Source organism: Schaalia sp. JY-X159 (assembly GCF_014525425.1).
Lineage (GTDB): Bacteria > Actinomycetota > Actinomycetes > Actinomycetales > Actinomycetaceae > Scrofimicrobium.
This window is the reverse complement of the sequence record NZ_JACEXI010000002.1, coordinates 262,610-284,761: the sequence shown is the minus strand read 5'-3', so window position 1 is coordinate 284,761 and position 22,152 is coordinate 262,610. Positions and strand designations below refer to the sequence as shown.

19 protein-coding genes and 1 tRNA gene are annotated in these 22,152 nt (G+C 59.8%); 15 read left to right on the top strand and 5 right to left on the bottom strand.

Translation table 11 applies throughout. The annotated features are described in order from the left end of the window. The first annotated feature begins 80 nt into the window (after positions 1-80). The 8 genes from IDL90_RS04265 to IDL90_RS04230 all read left to right on the top strand — a co-directional run bounded on the left by IDL90_RS04265 (position 81) and on the right by IDL90_RS04230 (position 6,792). The gene (locus IDL90_RS04265) at positions 81-1,655 is read left to right on the top strand and encodes an alpha/beta hydrolase (RefSeq protein WP_187994470.1); all 1,575 of its coding nucleotides are present in this window, start codon (positions 81-83) and stop codon (positions 1,653-1,655) included. Positions 1,656-1,671: 16 nt separating this feature from the next. Further along, positions 1,672-2,619 (top strand): ribokinase, encoded by a 948-nt coding sequence (locus IDL90_RS04260; protein WP_187994469.1) that lies wholly within the window; start codon positions 1,672-1,674, stop codon positions 2,617-2,619. A gap of 157 nt (positions 2,620-2,776) precedes the next feature. Continuing rightward, a tRNA-Thr gene (locus IDL90_RS04255) sits at positions 2,777-2,852 on the top strand. Between the two features lie 339 nt (positions 2,853-3,191). Next, positions 3,192-3,584, top strand: coding sequence for an HsmA family protein (locus tag IDL90_RS04250; protein WP_187994468.1), 393 nt, complete (start codon positions 3,192-3,194; stop codon positions 3,582-3,584). 111 nt (positions 3,585-3,695) lie between these two features. Beyond that, positions 3,696-4,886 (top strand): sensor histidine kinase, encoded by a 1,191-nt coding sequence (locus tag IDL90_RS04245; RefSeq protein WP_187994467.1) that lies wholly within the window; start codon positions 3,696-3,698, stop codon positions 4,884-4,886. After that, positions 4,883-5,518 (top strand): response regulator transcription factor, encoded by a 636-nt coding sequence (locus IDL90_RS04240; RefSeq protein WP_182141747.1) that lies wholly within the window; start codon positions 4,883-4,885, stop codon positions 5,516-5,518. Before IDL90_RS04245 ends, IDL90_RS04240 begins: the two co-directional genes overlap by 4 nt. Before the next feature lie 85 nt (positions 5,519-5,603). Next, positions 5,604-6,038, top strand: a complete 435-nt coding sequence (locus IDL90_RS04235; protein ID WP_182141748.1) for a DUF2871 domain-containing protein — start codon at positions 5,604-5,606, stop codon at positions 6,036-6,038. A gap of 112 nt (positions 6,039-6,150) precedes the next feature. Then, complete coding sequence (locus tag IDL90_RS04230) at positions 6,151-6,792, top strand: hypothetical protein (protein WP_187994466.1); 642 nt, start codon at positions 6,151-6,153, stop codon at positions 6,790-6,792. Between the two features lie 64 nt (positions 6,793-6,856). Here the strand turns inward: IDL90_RS04230 and IDL90_RS04225 are convergent, their stop codons facing one another. Next, positions 6,857-8,548 (bottom strand): phosphoenolpyruvate--protein phosphotransferase, encoded by a 1,692-nt coding sequence (locus tag IDL90_RS04225; RefSeq protein ID WP_182141750.1) that lies wholly within the window; start codon positions 8,546-8,548, stop codon positions 6,857-6,859. Positions 8,549-8,726: 178 nt separating this feature from the next. Between IDL90_RS04225 and IDL90_RS04220 the strand changes: the two genes are divergently transcribed. Then, positions 8,727-8,984, top strand: coding sequence for an HPr family phosphocarrier protein (locus IDL90_RS04220; protein ID WP_182141751.1), 258 nt, complete (start codon positions 8,727-8,729; stop codon positions 8,982-8,984). A gap of 106 nt (positions 8,985-9,090) precedes the next feature. On the opposite strand, the gene nagE is transcribed toward IDL90_RS04220, so the two are convergent. Next, a complete protein-coding gene (gene nagE / locus IDL90_RS04215) occupies positions 9,091-11,028 on the bottom strand; it encodes an N-acetylglucosamine-specific PTS transporter subunit IIBC (RefSeq protein WP_262509025.1) in 1,938 nt (645 codons plus the stop codon). A gap of 420 nt (positions 11,029-11,448) precedes the next feature. After that, positions 11,449-14,328 carry an FAD-binding and (Fe-S)-binding domain-containing protein gene (locus tag IDL90_RS04210; protein ID WP_187994465.1) on the bottom strand — a complete coding sequence of 960 codons (2,880 nt, stop codon included), beginning with the start codon at positions 14,326-14,328 and terminating at the stop codon, positions 11,449-11,451. Between the two features lie 94 nt (positions 14,329-14,422). Here IDL90_RS04210 and IDL90_RS04205 point away from each other — a divergent pair, with 94 nt between their 5' ends. Continuing rightward, complete coding sequence (locus IDL90_RS04205; RefSeq protein WP_187994464.1) at positions 14,423-15,376, top strand: aldo/keto reductase; 954 nt, start codon at positions 14,423-14,425, stop codon at positions 15,374-15,376. Positions 15,377-15,432: 56 nt separating this feature from the next. On the opposite strand, the gene IDL90_RS04200 is transcribed toward IDL90_RS04205, so the two are convergent. After that, positions 15,433-16,170, bottom strand: a complete 738-nt coding sequence (locus tag IDL90_RS04200; protein ID WP_182141755.1) for a phosphoglyceromutase — start codon at positions 16,168-16,170, stop codon at positions 15,433-15,435. 217 nt (positions 16,171-16,387) lie between these two features. Here IDL90_RS04200 and IDL90_RS04195 point away from each other — a divergent pair, with 217 nt between their 5' ends. Genes IDL90_RS04195 through IDL90_RS04185 form a run of 3 tightly spaced genes read left to right on the top strand, consistent with a single transcriptional unit; the run spans position 16,388 to position 19,166 of the window. Beyond that, entirely contained in the window at positions 16,388-16,915 is a 528-nt protein-coding gene (locus IDL90_RS04195; RefSeq protein WP_187994463.1) for a CarD family transcriptional regulator, read from the top strand. Positions 16,916-16,920: 5 nt separating this feature from the next. Further along, complete coding sequence (locus IDL90_RS04190; RefSeq protein WP_223175175.1) at positions 16,921-17,661, top strand: 2-C-methyl-D-erythritol 4-phosphate cytidylyltransferase; 741 nt, start codon at positions 16,921-16,923, stop codon at positions 17,659-17,661. Positions 17,662-17,714: 53 nt separating this feature from the next. Next, positions 17,715-19,166: an MFS transporter gene (locus tag IDL90_RS04185; protein WP_187994462.1), complete on the top strand. Its 1,452-nt coding sequence runs from the start codon at positions 17,715-17,717 to the stop codon at positions 19,164-19,166. Here the strand turns inward: IDL90_RS04185 and ispF are convergent. Then, complete coding sequence (ispF, locus tag IDL90_RS04180; protein ID WP_187994461.1) at positions 19,163-19,648, bottom strand: 2-C-methyl-D-erythritol 2,4-cyclodiphosphate synthase; 486 nt, start codon at positions 19,646-19,648, stop codon at positions 19,163-19,165. The genes IDL90_RS04185 and ispF overlap by 4 nt on opposite strands. 36 nt (positions 19,649-19,684) lie before the next feature. On the opposite strand from ispF, the gene cysS reads away from it, so the two are divergent. Together cysS and rlmB are read left to right on the top strand one after the other, a co-directional pair. After that, positions 19,685-21,115 (top strand): cysteine--tRNA ligase, encoded by a 1,431-nt coding sequence (gene cysS, locus IDL90_RS04175; protein WP_187994460.1) that lies wholly within the window; start codon positions 19,685-19,687, stop codon positions 21,113-21,115. An 18-nt stretch (positions 21,116-21,133) separates the two neighbouring features. Continuing rightward, positions 21,134-22,096, top strand: a complete 963-nt coding sequence (gene rlmB, locus IDL90_RS04170) for a 23S rRNA (guanosine(2251)-2'-O)-methyltransferase RlmB (RefSeq protein WP_187994459.1) — start codon at positions 21,134-21,136, stop codon at positions 22,094-22,096. The last annotated feature ends 56 nt before the right edge of the window (positions 22,097-22,152 follow it).

The window sequence follows — 22,152 nt, the reverse complement described above, 5'->3', positions numbered from 1 at the left end:
CCTGCGACGATTGGATGATGTTGGACTCTGACCCTACTTCCCGTTCCCGGCCACTAACCCACAGATCGGGTCTGCGCCTCTTGGCTTCAGCCTCGGCATTTGCACTGCTACTCGCGGGGTGTGCGTCGCCGACTCCGACCGCAAATCGGGGTGAGCAGATGGTGGATCCAGAGCCGTTGACCAGTCAGGCGCCCGCAGGATTTGAGTCATACTATGGCCAGACGATTGACTGGAGTGAGTGCGAGGCCGGACAGGTCACCCCCGCATTGATGGCGGCACCTGAGGACTTGGACTATTACCAGTGTGGAACGCTTGATGCGCCGATGAACTGGGATGATCCGGACAGTGAACCCATTGAGTTGGCAGTGGCACGCTACCTCGGCGCCCCGGATGATGGGGAGCGTCCCCCACTGTTTTACAACCTGGGTGGTCCCGGTGGTGGAGCCGTGGAATCCCTCAGCGCAGTTGTCGCCAACATCGTCACCGATCAGGTTGCTCAGGCCTACAACATTGTTGCCCTCGACCCCCGCGGAGTGGGGGCGTCCTCGCCCATCTGGTGCATGACTGATGAGGAAAGGGACGCGGATAACGCGCGCGACGTCGATGTTGCGGACATGAGTCTTGATGAGCGGGTCGCGTGGAATGACGCTGAAATCGCAACGATTGGCAACCAGTGTTTGGAACGCAACGGAGAGATTCTCGGCTTCGTTGACTCTGACTCAGCAGCCCGGGACTTCGATATGACGCGGGCGGTACTGGGCGCTGAGACCATGGACTACCTGGGCTTCTCATACGGGACCTTGCTTGGCGCAATCTACGCGGACCTATTCCCGGACCATGTTGGCAGGTTCGTCCTTGATGGCGTCCTCGACCCTGCAATGAACCTCAATGAGGTGTCAGCCGCGCAGATAGCAGGCATGGAAGCGTCGCTCTACAACTGGATCGAAACCTGCGTTACAGGGAAGAACTGCCCGCTCGGCAGCACGCTTGAAGAAGGCAAAGAAACCATGGTGAAGTTTTTCGAGGACGTTGCCGCGTCACCACTTCCAACTGCCGATCCCCAGCGCCCTCTCACAGAAGGGCTGGCCAACACCGCCGTCATTGGGACACTGTATTCCACGGACAGCTACCAGCTACTCACGCAGGCAATGGCCCAGGCCCTAGAGGGTGACGGGTCAATGCTGTTGTTCCTGGCTGACTACTTCAACGACCGTGGTGAAGACGGGGTGTTCATGTCAAATCAGTCGGATGCCTTCCTGGCTGTCAATATGCTGGACTATGAGCCTGTCGGAACCCCGGAGCAGTGGGAGGCAGAAGCCCAGCAGATCGCGGCGGCTAACCCCATCCTTGGCGCAGACTATGGGTTTGCTTCCGCTGGGATCTCCCAGTGGCCCGTGGAGTCACGCGCGCCACGGCGGTCGATCCAAGCACAGGACGCACCGGAAATGCTGCTGATTGGCACCACCCACGATCCGGCAACACCGTTCGTGATGGCGGAGAACCTCCACAAGGAAATCCCCAATACCACGCTTCTGACCGTCGAAGGATGGAATCATACTGCTTACAGCGCTAGCGCGTCCTCGTGCGTCAGAGGTGCAGTTGACCGCTTCCTGCTTAACGGGGAGTTGCCAAAGGACGGGACCGTGTGCGAGTAATCCGTAAAGGGAGAAAATGCTAGATATACCCTCGAAGATCGCAGCGGTCACGCCGCTGGATGGTTCCGTGGTCGTCGTTGGTTCTGCAAATGCGGACTTGACGGTGCGTGTGGCTGCAATGCCGCAGCCGGGGCAGACGATTCACGGTGGCCCACTCACGACGCTTCCCGGTGGAAAATCAGCCAATCAGGCTGCCGCTGCGGCGCTTCTTGGTGCACCCACCGCTTTTGTCGGCGCTGTCGGCATGGATGACAACGGGGATTTCCTCGCGGCATCCCTGGATGCCTGTGGTGTGGATACCGGCAACTTGCACCGCGTCAAGGTGGCGACATCCTGCGCGATAATCACCGTGGACGCCCGCGCTGAGAACATGATTGTGGTTACCGAAGGTGCGAATAACCAGGTTGATGACGAGATCTTGGATGCGGCTCGCGATGCGTTGACTAGCGCGAAGGCAGTCGGCCTGGCACTGGAGATCCCCATTGAAACGGTCATCGCCGCCGCCCAGATGGCGCATGAGGCAGGGGCGGCCGTTGTTTTCAACCCTTCGCCGATGCCGAGTTCAGTTCCGGAAGAGCTTCTCACAAACACGGACGTCCTCGTCATAAACGAGGGCGAGATGAGAGCAATGATTGGCGACATCGCTGGGGACTGGAACCTCGCAGAAGAACGTCTCAAGGCGCTTGGTGTGGGAAGTGCGGTCGTGACAATCGGGCCGAGAGGAGCGATGGTGCTGGACCATGGGGTAACGCTGGTGCCGGTCGTTGAGGTGGAGGTGGTGGACACCACCGGATGCGGCGATTCCTTCACGGGCGCGCTGATGGCGGCCCTAGCGTCCGGGAGGGATCTCGTGGCGGCTGCAGAGTTCGCCTCGGTAGTCGCTTCGTATGCCTCGATGGGGTTCGGCGCGCAGGCTTCGTATGGCACGTTGGAACAGATACAGGCGGCATTCATCAATGGTTAGGTTCGTGGGTGACCAGCTGGTTTTGTGGACTGTGCCCCAAGACGGCCTAGTGGTGCGGACGTGGGGCCCGGTTTAGATATACTGATCCGCGGATCTCAAAGCCTGAAGCCACAAGCCGATGGCGTCAGAAATCTCTCGGGGCCACCGCCCCGGGAACGCCGCCTTAGCTCAGTCGGTAGAGCGTCTCACTCGTAATGAGAAGGTCAAGGGTTCGATTCCCTTAGGCGGCTCCAATAATGGTGACCGGGACTTAGCGAGCCGGATAGGCTTACATAACGGTGTGATTCTAAGTCTTGCTGAGCCTAGTCGGCTCCCCATCAGACTGCAGGGTGTCAGCATTTGACGGCGGGGTATCAGCCTGGATCCAACATGCGCATTTTACGAACCTGTGGCCAGCCAACCAGACGCATTGCGTCTGGCACGCACAATCCGCAATTCAAACTTTCGGTTGATGTGCGGTCTCGACTCCGTTGCAAGAGTTGATTCGTGGGGGGCGAGCCAGACTTCGCGGCTCAAGAACCTTACGCAATCGCGTTATGCGTGAAACCGCCTCGCAAACCGAAAGGACTTCCATGTTCATCCTGTCAATCGTTCTCATCACTCTGGCCCTGGTCTTCTACACCATTGGGGCGTGGAGCGAACGGATCCAGGGGGAGCTGAAATGGTGGCAGGTTGGAGCCTTTGCGCTTGGTTTCGCAGCCGACACCAGCGGCACGCTGCTGATGTCCGCTATCGCCAGGAGCGATGGTCCAAGCGGCCTTGAGGGAAGCCCAATCCTGGCACAACTGATGGCTGTGTCAGGTGCAGTCGCCCTCGTCCTAATGGGCCTTCATCTCGCCTGGGCTGTTGTGGTGATGATCCGCAACAAGCCTGCCGAAAAAGCCAGCTTCCATAAGTTCAGCCTGGTTGTCTGGGCGATTTGGCTAGTCCCATACTTCACCGGTGCCATCGCCGCGATGGCGTAGTGACGTCATCACGTAGCATGAGAGCTGACGTGGCAATAGCAGACGGCACGGGTAGCGGGAGGGCTGTCGGGGCGGCAACCGGAGGACCAGCATCGAGGCGAGAGGAACGGAATGGCCGTAGTTCCCAGGGCTCTAAGGTGGGCCGTCACCGCCCTGATGGTGCTACTGGTTGGCGTTGCGGTCGCCGGTTCAGCTGCGGTAAACCAAGTGATCATCGGGGCAACACTCGGGGCCATCTTTCTTACCATCTACCTGGGCGGCGCCGTCTATGCGGTCAATGTGCACGGATCCGCAGGCGTTCCGGTTGGGCAGCGCCGCGACCACCGGGCTGCCATCGCGTGGGTGTTGGCCCTCACTCTGCTCTGGGTAGGTCTCCTTATCGTCAGCGACAGTGCAATGTGGCTGGCGTTTCCCCTCATCCTTCTCCAAGTTGGGGTGCTGGGTGCCGCGTGGGGTGCGGTGGTTGCCATGTGCACCATGGTCCTTACGGCAGCCGTGTCCGTGTCTCGACTCTCTCCCGGGGACTCCTTCGTCGGCCCAGTCCTAGGGCCGATGCTCGGTGGCCTCATCGCCATTGTCTTCATGTGGGGGATCATGACGATTACCAGAGAGTCTCACGCTCGCAAGCAGGCTCTTGAGGAACTTCAGAGGACGCGTGTTGAACTTGCACATGCTGAGGAAGATCGCGTCCTCGTCCGCGAACGTCACCGCTTGGCCGGTGAACTACACGACACGGTGTCACAGGGGCTGTCTGCAACAGCCATGCTGCTTCGCGCTGCTCAGAGTTCCCCGGATCCCAACGTCAGCGGCGCGCTGGTGGCACAGGCGTTGGCGGCCACCGAAGCAAACCTCACTGAGGCTCGTCGCATCACGACTGCGTTGACACCCTCGGAGCTCTCCTATGCGCGGCTCCCTCTCGCACTGCGCGCCTTGGTGGAGCAACCCATTGACGACGATCTCGAAGTTGACGTACAGATTGGCGCAGGCAGGTTCGATCTTCCCCTCATGCAAGAAGCCGCCCTCCTGCGTGTCGCCCAATCAGCGCTGTGGAACGTGCGGGAGCACGCTGGAGCAAACCACGTTGTGATTCGCTTGGAAGAGAGTCCCGAAGTCATCACGCTCGAGGTGGCAGATGACGGACACGGGTTCCTCAACGAACAGTCGGCAGAGGTGGGTCGCGGACTTGGAATTCCGACCATGACTGCCCGGGTCGAAGCGGTCGGGGGTCGCCTCATCGCTACCAGTTCAGGAGAAGGAACCACAGTGACAGCGCGGATCCCAAAGGATGAGGTTTCCCAATGAAAGTAGTGATTGTTGACGATCACCCTGTGATGAGGGCGGGGCTGCGCGCAGTCTTGGGGACCTCGGGAGACATTGAAGTGGTCCGCGAGTTCGAGCGCCCCGAGGACGTCATTCCCTGGGTTCAAGCACACGAAGTCGACCTCGTCCTCATGGACCTGCGGTTTGGGAGAGCCACGCACGAATCAAAGGTCATGGACGGGACGGACGGCGTCCGGGCGATACGCCAGAACGACGGACCGCCGGTGCTGATCGTCACCACATACGGTTCGGACCCGGAGGTCCTGGGCGCTCTGGCAGCAGGGGCGGTTGGCTACGTGCTCAAGGACTCGAGTACAGATGAGCTGCTCACTGCCATCCGTGCTGGTGTCCATGGTGATCGTTTCCTTGGGACAGGGGTACGAGGGCGGATGGACAGCCATGATTCTGCGGGTTCCCTTGCCTTGACCTCCAGGGAACTCGACGTGCTGCGCCAAGTCGCCCTCGGTCAAACAAACGCAGAGATTGCCGAGGCCCTCTTTGTTTCTGAGGCCACGGTGAAGACACACTTGAACCGCACATTCGACAAATTAGGTGTGCGGTCGAGGACGGCTGCGGTTGCTCGGGCACGCACCGAAGGCATTCTGGAGGAGTGAGTTCAACCTTTCGGTTGATGTGCCACGCAGAGGATCGCGAGACGATCTGAGTAGAAGTTATGCACTGAGTAAAAAGGAGAAACAAATGCGAGCAACAGCGACACGACTATCTTTCTGGGCCGCCTCGGTTTACCTGGCGCTAGGCCTACTGTCAGGTCTGTTTACCCGCGAGTTCACGAGGGGTGGGGAGTTTGAGAGCTTCTCCTCCACACAACTCGGCACCACCCACACCCACATGCTGGTGCTGGGCTTCATCATGATGCTGATTGTCCTGCTGCTTGACCGAACCCTTGGATTGACCTCGAAGCTGTTTGTGTGGTTCTTCTGGATCTACAACCTGGGTGTAATGGTGACTTGGGGTGCCATGATGACACGTGGCATCTCAACCGTTCAGGGTGGCGACCTCGGTGCCGCCCTGTCAGGCATCGCCGGCCTGGGGCACATCCTGCTTTCCATCGCCCTCGTCATGCTGATGGTGTTGGTGGGCAAGCGAATCACTGCTTCAGACAAGGCGGCGTAGTTCTCTCTGCACGCCGTGTCACATTAGGGAAAGAGGGACTCACACAACAGCTATCATTGCCGCAGGTGAAGTGAATTTGCTTCCCGGGTTTGCAACAGATTGAAGGATCCCCATGGCATTCAAGTTCTCTCCCGAGACGAAGCGCAGTGTCTTGATCGTCGTTGCAGCGGGCCTAATCATCGCACTCGCGTCTGGAACCTGGGCCATGTTCGGGCAGATCTTCGGAGACAAGGACGCTTCTTCCACCACTGCCAGCGAGGTGGGACTTGCGACACCGGAGGGACCTGTCCCAGCGGAAGTCACAGAATGGTTCATGGATGACCTCGGTAATCTTGGCCAACCGTTCCCGGAGGGGGCAGGAACCCCGGAGGTTCCTGATCTCCTGCCGCAGGTGAAGGGGTCGAAGTTCATCAGCGGTGACAAGACGTCCATCACGATCGAGATCCCGGAAAACTATGTTGACCCAGAGGCCGAGGACGGTGTGATGACGTACGCGGTCTACCGCCGTGGTGACATTTCGGTTCTGGAGGCACTGTTGTGGCGCTGTGATTGGGCGGAGGCGTACATTGATGCTGAGACCGCTGACGACGCCGCGGGCGCCGCTACAGCTCGCGGGCACATCGAAGGGTTCTCAGAGCTACAGGCAGTCCAGGGACTGCCTGTTGCCAGGCAGAACGAGGAGGAGATGGCTCCCGTCCTCGACGGAGACATGGACTCCGCTCGCGGGTGGCTGAAGGAGAAGTGCGGCAGATAGCAAACTGCCTCCGCCTGGTTGCGCCGAGTTCGATCGGTACTTCCAGAGGGAGGCAGCTGACTGTCTACGCCATTCCCAGCGCCGACCTGGCAAGAGAGCGCGCTTCTCTTGAGTCCCGTGCACCACGCACAGCCTGCGCGGCTTCACGGCACTGAGCCATGGTGACGTGGGCTAGGGTCGCGCCAACCGAGGAGATCGCGTTGGTGGCCATCGACAGAGAAGTGATGCCCATACCGATGAGGACGCAAGCAAGCGTTGGGTCCGCAGCTGCTTCACCACAAACACCTGCTGGCTTTGACTGCTCCTGACCAGCTGCGGCTGTCCAAGCAATCAGTTCCAGTACCGCTGGCTGCCATGGGTCCGTGTACTCGGCAAGGTGGGGGGACATACGGTCCGCAGCCATTGTGTATTGGGTGAGGTCGTTTGTTCCAATAGAAACAAAATCTACGATGCTGAGGAACTTGGTGATGAGGATGACCGCGGCGGGAACCTCAATCATGATGCCCGGCTTCAGGCCGCGCTCACGGCATAGTGCCGCAAACCATTCTGCTTCGGGGATGGTGGAGATCATCGGAGCCATGACCCAAGCAGCTGTGCCCGGAGACTCCTTTGCCGCCTCGGCAATTGCGTCCAGCTGATGGAGCATCAGCTCTGGGTCTTGACCCGTGACGCGGATGCCACGGACCCCGAGGGCGGGGTTGAACTCTTCCGTTAGCGTGGCGAATGGGACGGGCTTGTCGGAGCCTGCATCGAGGGTGCGCACAACTACCTTCCCCTCGGGGAAAGCCTGGAAGACGGCAAGGTAGTCTTTCTTCTGCTCTTCAACAGTCGGTTCTTTTGGCGTGTCGAGGAACAGCAGCTCGGTACGGAAGAGGCCGATGCCCTCTGCTTCGCTTGCTGAAGCCTTGAGGGCGGTGGCACCGTCTTGGACATTTGCCAGCAATTGAACGGGCATCCCGTCCTTGGTTCTTGCGGGGCCGCGCCAAGCACGAATGCGCTCCAAACGGACTTGGTCTTCTGCAACGAGTTTGCGAGCCTCGTCAGCGTCTGCCCCAAGGGTGACGGTGCCTGCTGTAGCGTCGACAAGGACGTCTGCCCCATCGGGCACCTCAGCCAAGTGGCGGGCGGCGACGATACAGGGAATGCCCAGCTGGCGGGCAATGATGGAGGTGTGCGATGTGGGGCCACCGCCCTCCGTCACAATCGCCACGTAGTCTTTCGGATCCATTCCGGCGGTATCGGCAGGGGAGAGGTCATCCCCCATGACGACTACCGGGTAGGGAAGTCGGGGAATGCCAGGCTCGGGAAGTCCTTGCAGGCGCGCGACAATTCGGTCACGAACGTCACGAAGATCGGTCGTGCGTTCCGCCATGAGGGGCCCGGCCTTCTCGAACATCTCGACGAATGTAGCCGTGGCAGCCATGGTTGCCTGAACGGGTGGGGTGCCGGCGTTGATTCCCTTCTTCACCATGCGCAGGTAGCCGCGGTCAGTGGCAAGTCCGGCCGTCATGTCGAGCACTTCCTTGGCGCTTCCGGAGGCGCTTGCAGCCCTGGCTTTGAGACCTTCAGCCACGGCCTTGGATGCCGTCTCGAAGTCAGATATCGCAGCTTCCCTCTGATCCTCTGGCAGCTCAGGTGCTGTTGCCGGTGGCAGGGGAGGACGTCGGGTCCAGGCCGCTGGCGCGTAGGCTATGCCATCCACCACAGGCGTCCCGTGCAGGACAGTCTTCTCATCGTCAGTTTTTGTAGTGGCCACTGTGCCCCCTCTGTCTTACCGCTTAGCAATGCATGCGGGTGTTTATAACCAAACTTAGTTCATCGTCGAACCCTGTGAGCAAGAACATGGCTAGAATAGCAGAGCGGCTCCCCGGTAAGTCGGGGTACATCGAGGTGTGGAAGCACCGTTATTTTGAACACTTCTGAAGGAGAAACTAATGGCCAAGCGCGTTGTTATCGTCGGTTCCAAGGTTGGGCTCCACGCCCGTCCTGCTGCCCTTGTAGCTGAAGCTGCCGGCAAGTATGACGATGAAGTTCTTTTGAGCGTAGATGGTGAAGATCCCGTTGATGCTTCATCCTCAATGATGATTATGACTCTTGGTGCAGAGCACGGCGCGGAAGTCACTGTTGAATCCGACAATGAGGCAGCGGTGGAAGAGATCGCGAACCTTGTTGCTCAGGACCTAGACGCCTGAGATAAGACAGAGAAGGCCCCCGGATCGGTTGAGATCCGGGGGCCTTCTCTGTGCTGTTCGGTGTGGGGCCGGTTGGCCCCACACCCTAAGCCCGCAAACTTACGGCCTAGATGAACTCGATGACAGCATTCTTGTTGTTCGTGACAACGACCGGGGTGACGGTCGGGTGACCGGCAGCCTTGATCTTGGCAATGTCGAACTTCAAGAGCGGGGTGCCTGCGGTGACGCGGGCGCCCTTCTGCGTGAGGATCTGGAACCCTTCACCCTTCATCTCAACGGTGTCGAGGCCGACGTGAATCAGCAGCTCTTCGCCACCATCAAGAACCAGTGCCACAGCATGACCGGTCTTGAAGACCATCGCTACTGTGCCGTCGGCGGGAGCAACTACGGTACCCACCGAAGGTTCGATCGCTACGCCTGCACCCAGCATTCCTTCAGCGAAGGTCTTGTCTGGGACAGTGTCGAGGGCAACGACAGTTCCGGGAACCGGCTGACGAAGCTTCAGCGTGACAGCAGCGGGAGCAGCAACCATGAGATCGCCATCGACTAGGCGACCGTCAGCAGCTGCAGCCTGTGTCTGCGCCAGGTTGTCAGGAACCTCAAGGTTGGAATCGATGATGGTCTCCATCGCGTCCTTGACGAACTGGACGTTGAGGCCATAGATGACCTGAACGCTGTGTGCGCCAGCCTTGATGACACCAGAGGCGCCAGCCTGCTTCAGAGCGGCCTCGTTCACCTGAGAAGGATCAACGATTTCCATACGCAAGCGGGTTGCACAGTTATCCAACTCAGAGATGTTCTCCTTGCCACCAAGTGCCTGGATGAAACGGTGACCCGTCATAAGGTAGCCCTCATCCGTGTTAGGGGCGGATGCTGCACCTGAGGTGAACTCTTCAACATCATCATCTTCACGACCAGGGGTCTTCATGTTCCAGCGAGTGATCGCGAAGCGGAAGACCAGGAAATAGATCGCGAACCAGCCGAGGCCCATCAGTGGGAGAGCCCATGGGTTCAGAGCCATTGGGTTCGTCCAGTTGAGGACCAGGTCAATGAAGCCCGCGGAGAACCCGAAGCCCATACGTACAGGAAGCATCGCGGTGATCGCCAGCGAAATGCCGGTGAACAGAGCGTGGATGACGTACAGGGCCGGAGCGACGAACATGAAGGAGAACTCAAGAGGTTCGGTGACACCAACGAAGAATGCCGAAACCGAAGCGGCCAGCAGGATACCGTAAGCGGCCTGCTTGCGGCTGGGCTTAGCGGTCACGTACATCGCGAGCGCTGCACCCGGGAGGCCGAACATCATGATCGGGAAGAAGCCTGCCATGAATACGCCAGTCTCACCAAGTACACCGGTACCGGAAAGGAAGTTGTTGAGGTCGTTGATACCTGCAACGTCGAACCAGAACACGGAGTTCAGTGCGTGGTGTAGGCCCAGCGGAATCAGCAGACGGTTGAAGAAGCCGTAGATGCCGGCGCCAAGTGGGCCGAGGCCGACGATTGCTTCGCCGAAGGTCACGAGTCCGCCGTAAACGAACGGCCAAACGAAGAACAGAACGATCGCTACAACGATGGAAATGGCTGCAGCCATGATCGATACGGAGCGACGGCCGGAGAAGAATGACAGAGCGTCAGGCAGCTTCGTGCCCTTGAACCGGTCATAGCACCAGGCGCCAATAAGGCCGGCAATGATACCGACGAAGACGTTCTGGACCTTGCCGAATGCGGGGTTAACGGCATCAACTTCAATGCCTAGGTACCCTGCAACCGCGCCCGGTGCCAGAAGTGTGGTGATGGTCAGCCACGAAACTAAACCGGCAAGTGCGGAAGTACCGTCGGACTTGCTGGCCATACCAATAGAAATACCGATTGCGAACAGAATCGGCATGTTGTCAAGAAGTGCGCCACCCGCAGCGCCGAGGAAAACCCCGGCAATGTTGTCGCCACCTACCGCTGTCGCAATCCAGTAGGAAATACCCATGAGGATTGCCGCAATCGGCAGAACGGAGACTGGGAGCATCATCGACTTGCCCAGTCTTTGCATGAATTTCATTTTAAGGAGATCCCCCTCGCTAGTACTGTCTACTAGTTTTCACCAGGCAGTCAGCATTTTTGCGCGGCCAACGTCAACCACACGGCCGCAACAATACCGCACAGGTGCTTGCACGAAAGGTAGAACTCTCCAACAAGAGTTCTCACGATCCACGTCAAGAAACTGCACATTTGTGCAACGAGTTAAGAATCCGTGCAAATTTGCGCGATCGACGCTGCACAGAAGTTCTGCCTTCTCGGTGTGAAAAATCCACAAACCGCGTGTTTTCCTAGTTTGTCAGACAAATCTGCAAATGCGTCGCTCGTGCGGCTCGAGAATGCCTCTTCCTAAGGGTGCACCTTCTACCTCAGTCGAGCCGAATGCTCTCGGATGGGACGCGCGGCCGGTAAGGCGAATATCACGGTGTTTTCCTCAAGAAATATGCGCTTTCAACAGCAAACTTGGCAGCGCCACGCCCTCGACATCCGCCAGTTGTTGAACCTGCGTGCGACAAGAGTATCCGTCCGCGAGGTAGATGCTGCCCGGAGCCGCCTGTGCCAGTGTCGGCAGGAGTTCGTTGTTCGCCACCGCTACAGACACATCGTAGTGCCCCTTCTCCATACCAAAGTTGCCTGCAAGGCCGCAGCACCCGGAAACCGGAGTTACCTCGGCACCCAACCTGCGCAACAAGGTCAGGTCTCTTTCGTACCCCATCACTGCATGTTGGTGACAATGGGGCTGAGCGACAATCTTTGTCCCTTCTAAAGAGCGCTCTTCGAACCAAGAAGGCTCGGGGCCCAGGTCTGGGTCACCAAGCAACTCTGCCAACGTCATAGTCATTGACGAGACCGCCGCGCTTCGCGAATCGTCAGGCAGAAGCTGTTCAAGGTCCGACCTGAGGACAGCAGTGCATGAAGGTTCAACGCCGATGATGGGAACTCCCGCCTCAGCGGCCGGCCCCAATATGTCCAAGAGGCGTCGAAGGTGCTGCTTCGCCCCATCCAACTGCCCGGTCGAGATCCACGTCAGCCCACAGCATGCCTGCGACGAAGGGATGCGTACGGTGTATCCCGCACCCTGCAAGACCTCTACCATCGCCTCCGCCGCAGTTGGGTCCAGGTACTCACTGAAAGAATCTGCCCAGAGGATGACATTCTTTACGGGTGCGGGCGATACTGGCGCCCGCCGCGAAGGCTCGTTTTTCTTGAACCATCTGGAGAAACGCCGATTCGTGAAAGCGGTCATCTGTCGACGCGTGTCCAGGCCAGCCACCGCAAACACGGCTTTGCGTAGTGGCGCGATCTTGAGGGCGGAGTTAGCCAGTGTGGCCGCCACCGGAATCGTCGTAACAAGTCGTGCCCACCTGGGCAGCCATCCGAGGACGTAATGGTTCATGGGACGCAACCGCCCCTTGTACTTACGGTACGTTGCCTCGGATTTGTACATCGACATATCGACACCGGCGGGACAATCCCGTCCGCAAGCTTTGCAGGAGAGGCACAGGTCCAGCGAATCCTCTACGGCAGCAGAGTCCCAGTCCAGCGCCCCGCGCGTCAGATCTTGCAGGACTCTAGCCCGCCCTCGGGTAACGTCTTTCTCATCCTTAGTGGCCTGGTAGGACGGGCACATGAAACCACCGGTCGCGAAATTGTTGGCGCGACACTTACCAACGCCGACACAACGGTGTACGGCTGCCGTAAAATCTCCGCCGTCCTCGCGGAACGAAAACCCCCGGCCCGGAATCGACTTGGCGTGGGGCCTGCGAAGGGCCGAGGTGATCGGCGCGGGGTCAACCAACACGCCGGGGTTCAGTAGATTATCAGGGTCAAACAGCCCCTTGAACTGCTCAAACAGCTCAATGGCTTCCGAGGAGTACATGTGCGGTAGCAGTGCGCCGCGTGCGCGTCCGTCGCCGTGCTCCCCGGAGATTGATCCCCCGTACCGGCCCACAAGCGCCGCCGCTTCTTCCATAAAGGCCTTGAAGACCGGGATGTCACCTTCTTCGCTGAGTGGCACATCCATCCGCACATGCACACATCCGTCGCCGAAATGCCCGTAGGGGAGCCCCTCGATCCCGTACTTTGCCATGAGCGCTTCAAAATCGGTTAGGTAAGGGCCCAGATTGGCGGGTGGAACCGCGGCGTCTTCCCAGCCGGGCCAAGCCTGATTTCCCGCCGGTGTGCGTCCCGCCAGCCCCACGCCGTCCGCACGAATACGCCACAGCGCTGCGGCTTCAGAAGCGTCCTCAACGACGCGGTGGTCAACGCAGGCGGATGCCGCTACCAGGTCGGCGGCCCGCTCGACCGCTGACCGTGGATCGCCCTCGTCCTCGCCAACCTCGCAGAACAACCATCCGTCACCGCCGGGCAACTCCGGTACGGTGCCGACTGCGCGGCGCACCACGTCGACCAGACGCGAATCCATGCCCTCCAACGCCAGTGGCTCCACTGGAAGCAGGTTCACAACGTCACTGGCCGCCGCCACCATCGTGGGGTAGCCGAGGACGACGAGGACGGGACGGGTGGGAAGTGGCTTGAGGGTCACGGTGGCCTCAACAACCGTTACACAAGTTCCCTCGCTTCCCACCAGGGCCTTTGCTAGATCGCTACCCTTCTCGGGAAGAAGATGCTCCAGGGAGTAGCCCGACTCCTGACGTGTGAAACGTCCAAGTTCAGTGCGCAGTAGAGACAGGTGCGTGGAGACGAGATCGGTAAGGCCCGGCACCTGGTCTAGGCCACGCCCAGCTATGAAACGACGTCCGCGCCCGTCAATAACGTCGAGGCTGACCGTGTTATCGGAGGTGCGTCCGTACGTCAGGGCGTGAGGACCACAAGCGTTGTTGCCGATCATGCCGCCCAGTGTGGCGCGGTTCTTGGTGGAGGGGTCGGGCCCGAACCAAAGACCAAACGGGGCGCAGGCCACCTGAAGGTCGGACATGATTACGCCCGGCTGGACCCGCGCGGTGCATGCCTCGGGGTTGATGTCGAGGATCTTGTTCATGTGGCGGGAAAAATCGATAACAAGACCGGGCCCGATGGCGTTACCGGCCACCGAGGTGCCTGCCCCGCGAGAGGTCACGGGGATTCCGGCTTTGCGCGCAATGGCGAGGACGTCCTCAACCTCGGACGCATTGCGGGGGAAGACCACCGCTGCGGGTTGCACGCGATAGTTGGAGGCGTCGGAAGAGTACTCAACGCGGCGCCGCAAGGTGTCATCGACCTCAATAACCTGGCGAAGAGCCTCGAGCGTTTCGGGGGGAAGAGCCGCAGACTCGCCCTCGGTCACAGAGTCAAGAACTGGCGCACCATCCATGGAGGTGATTGTCCCACAGTCGACGGCCCGGGTCGGGAGCTATCCCAGGCCTGACACAATGGGGGGGCGAAGCCAACTGGAAATGGGGGAAATTATGACCACAATCGGGACCTCCTCCCTAGATGTCTATCCGCTGTGCCTGGGGACGAACTCATTTGGGTGGACGGCGGATATGGATGCCGCTAGGGGGGTGCTGGATGAGTACGTCGGCAACGGCGGCAACTTCATCGACACCGCAGACGTGTACGGCCGCCACAAGGAAGGCAACGTCGGTGGCGAGTCCGAGACGATGATTGGCGCATGGATGGTCGGCCGCAATCGTGAGGAACTGGTCGTGGCGACCAAGGTGGGGTTCATGAATCCCGCCGGAGAGCTCTCTGCGACTCGCGTGCGGGACGCTCTCACCGGTTCACTGCGCAACCTGGGAACTGACTATGTCGACCTCTACTATGCGCACCGCTTCGACGAAGAGACCCCAATTGCCGAGTCGGTCGCGGCGTTCGCGAGAGAGCAGCAAACCGGACGCATCCGCGAAGTGGGCCTGTCGAACATGACCCCAGAGCAGATTCGTCAGTGGATCGAAGCCGCCGACGAACAGGGCGTACCACGTCCTGTTGCAATACAACCCCCCTACAACCTTGTGCGTCGCGTGCCTTATGAGTCAACGTGGCAGCCGGTTGTTGAAGAGTTTGCTCTGGGGGTCATGACCTACTGGTCGCTTGCGGGTGGATTGCTGACCGGCAAGTATCGTGCGGGTCATGCGATCGAGGGCGATCGGGCCGCCACTGTTGGCCGCCACGCGAATGAGCGGGCGTTCGAGGTCGTGGAGGCAGTGCGGGATATAGCGGCCGACCACAATGTTGACCCTGCGGCGGTTGCCATTGCATGGCTCTTGGAGAACCCGACGGTTACCGCCCCGGTTGCTTCGGCGCGTAACGCACAGCAGGTCGGCCCGCTCATGGAGGGCGTCACAATACAGCTAACCGGTGAGGATATGACGACCCTGAACCGCCTCTCAGACGGCCTCGGAGGGGAAGAGGCAGAGTAGTAGATGGCAAAAAGGGGCGACGACCGATTTCTCGACCGCCGCCCCTTACTGCTTGGCTACTTGCCCTGGTTCGCCACTGCGTCAATCTTGGCCTGAGCGTCGGGATCCAGGTAGGTCCCGCCCTTCTTGATCGGCTTCAACGTCTCTTCATCCAGCTCATACACCAGCGGAATTCCGGTGGGAATGTTGACGCCCGCAATGTCCGCATCCGAGATGTCGTCGAGGTACTTGACGATCGAGCGCAACGAGTTGCCGTGCGCCGCAATCAGAACGGTCTTACCGGTCTGCAGTGCAGGAACGATGTTGCTATCCCAGTAGGGCAACATGCGCTCGAGGACGTCCTTGAGGCATTCGGTGTGCGGAATCGGATCGCCGGCGTAGCGGGGATCCCCGTCCTGCGCGAATTCCGAGCCGGGGTCGATGGCTGGGGGTGGGGTGTCGTAGGAACGACGCCACAGCATGAACTGCTCATCACCGTACTTGTCGCGGGTGGCGGCTTTGTCGAGGCCCTGCAGAGCTCCGTAGTGACGCTCGTTGAGCCGCCAGCTGCGCTGAACCGGGATCCAGGAGCGATCCGCGGTATCAAGGGCCAGGTTTGCGGTCTTGATAGCGCGTTTCTGCATGGAGGTGAACAGCAGGTCGGGCAGTACACCCGCTTCCTTGAGCATGACACCGCCAGCTTTGGCTTCTTCAACGCCCTTCTCTGACAGTGGGACATCAACCCAGCCTGTAAATAGGTTCTTCTTGTTCCACTCGCTTTCGCCGTGGCGCATGAGCACAAGTGTGTAGGTCATTTCGACGCTCTTCCTTTTCTTCCGGTTCGACAAGACGCGATCCAACAACTCCAATTTAGTACGAGGACGCCCCGTCCGGTCCAATACCCGCAAAACACCGCGCGTTGTGGGCTCCGATCGCAGGATCGACCTCAACAGAGGTTTCAGATCCCTGGTAGAATGGGCCTTTCGGGCTGCGTGGACGGCTCTAAGAAACTTTCTAGCAGGAGCACATTGAATGACTTTCAAAGTCGGCGAAACCGTTGTTTACCCCCACCACGGTGCAGCAACGATCGAAGAGATCGTCAACCGCAAGATCAAGGGCGTTGACACTGAGTATCTGGTGCTCAAGGTGAACCAGGGTGATTTGGTCATCCAGGTTCCCGCCGCCAACGTCGAATCCGTGGGCGTGCGTGATGTTGTCGATGACATCGGCGTTGCGGAAGTACTGGATGTTCTGCGCCAGGCTGAAGTAGAGGAACCTTCGAACTGGTCGCGCCGTTTCAAGGCGAACCAAGAGAAGATCTCCAATGGTGACATTGTCCGGGTTTCTGAGGTGGTTCGTGACCTCTCCCGTCGTGATGCCAACAAGGGCCTGTCCGCGGGTGAGAAGCGCATGCTGATGAAGGCCCGCCAGATCCTCACCTCGGAACTGGCCTTGGCGCGCAGCATTGATGAGGGCGAAGCAGGCGTTCTGCTTGATGAAGTGCTGGTAGAGGGCATGGATGCGGTCGCTGCCCTAGAGGAATCCTCCAAGAAGAAGTAGTCCTGTTGTCAACGTGGGTGGTGATCACGGCGGCCGGATCTGGCACGCGGCTGGGCGCGAATGCGCCAAAAGCCCTGGTTGAGGTTTCAGGCAGGACGTTGCTGGGGCTCGCCCTCGAACGAACCCTGGACCTTGCCGATCTTTCCGGAGTGGTCGTGACTTGCCCGGCGGGCAGCGAAGACATGTTCGCGAATGTTGTGGACAAAGAGCTTCCACGGATGGGTGTGCCCCGCCAGGTAGGGCTCCATTTTGTTGCGGGTGGGGCAAGCCGGCAAGCTTCGGTGAAGGCCGGTCTCGACAAGGTGGTGTCCGAGGGCGGAGAACCCGCAGACGTAGTCCTGATTCATGATGCCGCCCGCGCCCTCGCCCCAACCGACCTGATGGATCGTTTGGTTGAAGCAGTCGTGGAGGGTGCGCTGGCTGTGATTCCGGGCCTAGCCGTCACTGACACCATCAAGCAGGTAGCCGTCGACGAGCACGGGGTTGAAACAGTCGTTGCGACACCTGATCGCCGGTTCTTGCGTGTTGCTCAAACCCCGCAGGCATTCTTGTTGGGGCCCCTGTGGGATGCGCATGCTGCAGCGGCCGACAGGGGGTCGACCGAGGAGACGGCCGCCACCGACGATGCGAGCCTTTTCGAGGGTGTAGCAGTCATTCCAGGCTCGCCGCTGGCATTCAAGGTGACCACACCTGAGGATTTGACGAACCTGACCACCGCCCTGGCTCAGGTGAGCGACCCGGCTTGACCTTTGTTAGTCTTCGTAAGGATGTCCACAGAGGATTCGATTAGCGAGGCCTAATGACAAGCACCCCATCCCCCAGCGGGGACAAACACGGTCTAGACGGAAGCATCTTGGCAAAGAATGCGCTTTCGGGGCCTCCCAGACTTGAGGACATTGAGTCAGCCATCGAAGAGGAACCGCCAGCGTCGCGCTCCAAGATCGTTTCATGGGCATCGTGGGATTGGGGTTCGGCGGCTTTCAACGCGGTTGCCACCTCTTTCGTTTTCACCGTCTACCTGACTTCCGACGGCATGTTTACCGATAAGACCACCGCCAACCAGTACCTCTCCTGGGGCATGGTTGCAGCGGGTATCCTCATCGCCCTCCTCGCACCAATCACCGGTCAGCGGGCGGACCGTGCGGGCAAGGGTGTGCGGATGCTTGGTGCATTCTCATTCCTAGTCTTTGTCTGCTTGGCCCTGATGTTCTTTGTTGCGCCGGACTCCCCACTGGGACCGATCGGAGCCCTGTGGCTCGGCATCGGCCTACTTGGGGCAGGCAATGTCTTCTTTGAGTTCGGCTCAGTCAACTACAACGCCATGCTCAACGACATCTCTACCCCTAAGAACCGCGGAGCGATCTCCGGCTTCGGTTGGGGAGCGGGCTACATTGGCGGCATCGTCCTCCTCCTCTTCCTCTACTTCGGCTTCATCAACCCGGAGGTGGGCCTGTTCGGCGTTACAGGTGAGAATGGGTTGGACGTCAGAGTGTCAATGCTGATCGCCGCCGGGTGGTTCGGGCTGTTTGCGATTCCGGTGTTGGTTAATCCGCCGAAGAAGCGCGTGGTTCGCCACGACATTCCCCACGAGTCAATCGTTGATTCCTACAAGAAGCTGTTCGCCACGGTGGCGTCACTGTGGCGCGAGTCGCGCAACACCCTGAAGTTCCTCATTGCCTCAGCAGTATTCCGCGACGGTTTGGCCGGGGTCTTCACCTTCGGCGGCGTTATCGCTGGTTCAGTATTTGGGTTCAGCGCTGGCGAAGTCATAATTTTCGCCGTCGCAGCCAACGTGGTTGCGGGTATCGCGACCATGGCGTTTGGCCCCCTCGATGACAGGTGGGGCTCGCGCCGCATCATCATGATTTCGCTGTGCCTGATGATTGCTGCCGGCCTCGGCGTCTTCTTCCTCTATAGGTACGGAGCCACCACATTCTGGGTTCTCGGCCTCGCCCTAACGATTTTTGTCGGTCCGGTTCAGTCAGCATCACGAACCTTCCTCGCTAACGTCATTCCTAAGGGGCGCGAGGGCGAAGTGTTCGGGCTGTACGCAACCACAGGACGTGCGGTGTCGTTCCTAGCGCCGATGATGTATGGACTTGCGATCGCGCTTGGTGCCCGGATCCTTGGGGATGGCGTGGACGCCACTCACTGGGGCATCCTGGGGATTGTTGTGGTGATCGCCCTCGGCCTCGTCCTGATGATTCCGGTGAAGTCGCAGAAGGCACTAATCGGCGAATCCGCTTCCTAGTCGCGAAGGACGAGGGCGGTGGCGATAGCAGCCAACCCCTCTTTGCGACCGAGGAACCCCAGCTTGTCGGTGGTGGTTGCCCCGAGTGACACGGGCGCTCCGCCGAGGGCGCGCGACAGGGCAGCCGCCCCTTCGTCGCGCCGTGGTGACATGCGGGGGCGCTCGCCAATCACCTGCACCGAGACATTACCGATGCGCCACCCGTTCTCGGTAAGGAGGCGCAGCGTTTCCTGGAGGAGTGCCGCACCTGAAGCACCTTTCCAGCGTGGATCCGCCGTGCCGAACACGGTCCCTAGTTCGCCGAGGCCGGCTGCAGAAAGCAGTGCATCGCAGATGGCGTGGGCGGCTACATCAGCGTCAGAATGCCCCTCGAGGGGTACTTCGCCGGGCCACTCCAAGCAGGCTAGGTGCAGGACGCGGTCCGCGTCGTCCTCGAACGCATGCACATCAATGCCCTGGCCAACACGGATATCTGTCGTCATGCACTAGAGGATACCGGGCCAAGTACGATAGACCCCATGGATCTGCGTCTTTACGATACGAAAACTTCCTCGCTCCAAAACCTGGTCCCAATCCGGGATGGCAAGGTCGGTATCTACCTGTGTGGCCCGACGGTGCAGGGAATGCCCCACATCGGTCACCTTCGTGCTGCAACCAGTTTTGACGTGCTGATTCGGTGGCTGCGCCGCTACGGCCTCGACATCACCTACGTTCGCAACGTCACCGATATTGATGACAAGATCCTCGCAAAATCGGCAGAGTCGGGCGAGCAGTGGTGGGCGCTCGCGCAACGGTTTGAACGCGAGTTTCAGAAGGCGTACGCAACCCTGGGTCTGATTGAACCAACCATTGAGCCGCGCGCCACAGGCCACATTACCGACCAGATCGCCCTGGTGGAGCGCCTCATTGAGCGCGGGCACGCATACGCGGACCAGCGCGGAAACGTCTACTTTGACGTCCATTCGCAGGCGGACTACGGCTCCCTCACCCACCAGTCCCTCAACCAGATGCGGACGACCGAGGGCGAGGACGAGACGGAGGCAATTAGTGCGGGCAAGCGCGACCCCCGCGACTTCGCGCTGTGGAAGTCGACCAAGGAGGGGGAACCGGAGACGGCCTCGTGGGATTCACCTTGGGGACGAGGGCGGCCCGGTTGGCATCTGGAATGCTCCGCAATGGCGCACCGCTACCTGGGGGAAGCCTTCGACATTCACGGCGGCGGCATCGATTTGCGGTTCCCCCACCATGAGAATGAGCAGGCCCAGTCACATGCCGCGGGATACGATTTCGCGAACCTGTGGGTTCACAATGCCTGGGTGACAATCGCGGGCGAAAAGATGGCCAAGTCGGTTGGCAACACGCTGGACCTTGCCTCACTTCTGAGCCAGGCACCCGCCGCGGTGATCCGCTTTGCTCTCTCATCAGTGCATCACCGCTCCATGATTGAGTGGTCGGAGACAACCTTGGAGTTGGCGGGCAAGTCATGGGACAAACTCGCCGGGTTTGTCGAGGACGCGACCGCGCAGGTTGGGGAGCCCGAAGTTGTGTTCATGACTCCCGATGAACTGCCCGCAGATTTTACGGATGCCCTCAATGATGATCTCAATGTCGCGGCTGGCTTGGCTGTTGTATACGAGCACGTCAAACGGGGGCGGCGCGCCCTCGTCGAAGGGGACCGTGAGGGAATCCAGGCCGCACTCAAGGTGGTACGGTCAATGCTTGACGTGCTCGGCGTTGACCCTGGCTCGCCGCAGTGGCGCACGACTGGTGGCGATACGCTTCAGGGTGCCCTCGACGTCATGATTAACGAAGTACTTGCGGAGCGCGCCCTCGCCCGTAAAGAGAAGGACTGGGCAAGGGCCGATCAGTTGCGCGACAGATTGGCCGCGGCCGGGATCCAGGTCGAAGATGGCCCGCAGGGCGTGCAGTGGCAGGTCACTGCAAGATGAAATGCTGAGGAGGCGCGAATGGCTAAGGGTAATCAGTCTCGGCGTGGAGCCGTAGCGAAGAAGAACCAGCCACCCAAGATGGGGTCGGGTGGGAAGCATCGCCGCGCCCTCGAAGGCCGCGGTCCCACCCCTAAGGCTGAGGACCGCACGTGGCATCCCGCCTACAAGCAGAAGGTAGCCAAGGAACGCCAGGCTGAGCGTGAGGCGGCACGAGCCAAGTCGATGACCGCCAGCGCGGTGAAGGTGCGTCCCGGATACGAACTGGTGATGGGGCGCAACCCGGTTGTTGAGGTCGTAAAGGCGGGTAACAAGGTTTCACGGATCTACCTTGCATCGGATCCCAGCCAGGGCAAGATGCGTGAGGTCTTTGAGCTTCTTGCTGAGACGGGTGCGCCGTTTATTGAGGTCACAAAGCGGGACCTCGACCGTGTCAGTGATGGTGCAGCACACCAGGGCATCGCCGTTGAGGTTGCAGAGTACGAGTACACGGATCTTGAGGACCTGATCATCGACTCCCTGCAACAGTACAAGCCGGGCCTGCTGGTCGCCCTCGACCACATCACTGACCCTCACAATGTCGGCGCGATCTTACGGTCGGGTGCCGCATTCGGAGCGGATGGATTGATCCTGCCTGAGCGTCGTAGCGCTGGCGTTGGGGTCACCGCATGGAAGGTGTCGGCAGGTGCGGCAGCCCGGGTACCGGCGGCTCGCGTAACAAATCTGGTGCAGGCGCTACGCAAGTGCAAAGAGGCCGGCTTTTTCATTGTTGGCCTCGATGGCAATGCGGACACAACGGTGCGCAACATGGATCTGGGTGACAGTCCCATCGTCCTCGTCACCGGTGCCGAAGGTAGCGGCCTATCGAGATTGGTTCGCGACACGTGTGATCTGATTGTTTCGATTCCAATGACTTCCAATGTCGAATCACTCAACGCTTCGGTGGCGACAGCAATCGCACTCTACGAGATTGCGGGAGAGTAATCCCAGCGTGTCCTCCCCTAGTGCGAGTATCGTGGATCACGTACTAGGAGAGGGCG

Bases quoted from the DNA above. Each gene is read 5' to 3' on its own strand.
- IDL90_RS04260 (WP_187994469.1), top strand. From the start codon at position 1,672: ATGCTAGATATACCCTCGAAGATCGCAGCGGTCACGCCGCTGGATGGT.
- IDL90_RS04250 (WP_187994468.1), top strand. From the start codon at position 3,192: ATGTTCATCCTGTCAATCGTTCTCATCACTCTGGCCCTGGTCTTCTAC.
- IDL90_RS04245 (WP_187994467.1), top strand. From the start codon at position 3,696: ATGGCCGTAGTTCCCAGGGCTCTAAGGTGGGCCGTCACCGCCCTGATG.
- IDL90_RS04240 (WP_182141747.1), top strand. From the start codon at position 4,883: ATGAAAGTAGTGATTGTTGACGATCACCCTGTGATGAGGGCGGGGCTG.
- IDL90_RS04235 (WP_182141748.1), top strand. From the start codon at position 5,604: ATGCGAGCAACAGCGACACGACTATCTTTCTGGGCCGCCTCGGTTTAC.
- IDL90_RS04230 (WP_187994466.1), top strand. From the start codon at position 6,151: ATGGCATTCAAGTTCTCTCCCGAGACGAAGCGCAGTGTCTTGATCGTC.
- IDL90_RS04220 (WP_182141751.1), top strand. From the start codon at position 8,727: ATGGCCAAGCGCGTTGTTATCGTCGGTTCCAAGGTTGGGCTCCACGCC.
- nagE (WP_262509025.1), bottom strand. From the start codon at position 11,028: ATGCAAAGACTGGGCAAGTCGATGATGCTCCCAGTCTCCGTTCTGCCG.
- IDL90_RS04210 (WP_187994465.1), bottom strand. From the start codon at position 14,328: ATGGATGGTGCGCCAGTTCTTGACTCTGTGACCGAGGGCGAGTCTGCG.
- IDL90_RS04205 (WP_187994464.1), top strand. From the start codon at position 14,423: ATGACCACAATCGGGACCTCCTCCCTAGATGTCTATCCGCTGTGCCTG.
- IDL90_RS04200 (WP_182141755.1), bottom strand. From the start codon at position 16,170: ATGACCTACACACTTGTGCTCATGCGCCACGGCGAAAGCGAGTGGAAC.
- IDL90_RS04195 (WP_187994463.1), top strand. From the start codon at position 16,388: ATGACTTTCAAAGTCGGCGAAACCGTTGTTTACCCCCACCACGGTGCA.
- IDL90_RS04185 (WP_187994462.1), top strand. From the start codon at position 17,715: ATGACAAGCACCCCATCCCCCAGCGGGGACAAACACGGTCTAGACGGA.
- ispF (WP_187994461.1), bottom strand. From the start codon at position 19,648: ATGACGACAGATATCCGTGTTGGCCAGGGCATTGATGTGCATGCGTTC.
- cysS (WP_187994460.1), top strand. From the start codon at position 19,685: ATGGATCTGCGTCTTTACGATACGAAAACTTCCTCGCTCCAAAACCTG.
- rlmB (WP_187994459.1), top strand. From the start codon at position 21,134: ATGGCTAAGGGTAATCAGTCTCGGCGTGGAGCCGTAGCGAAGAAGAAC.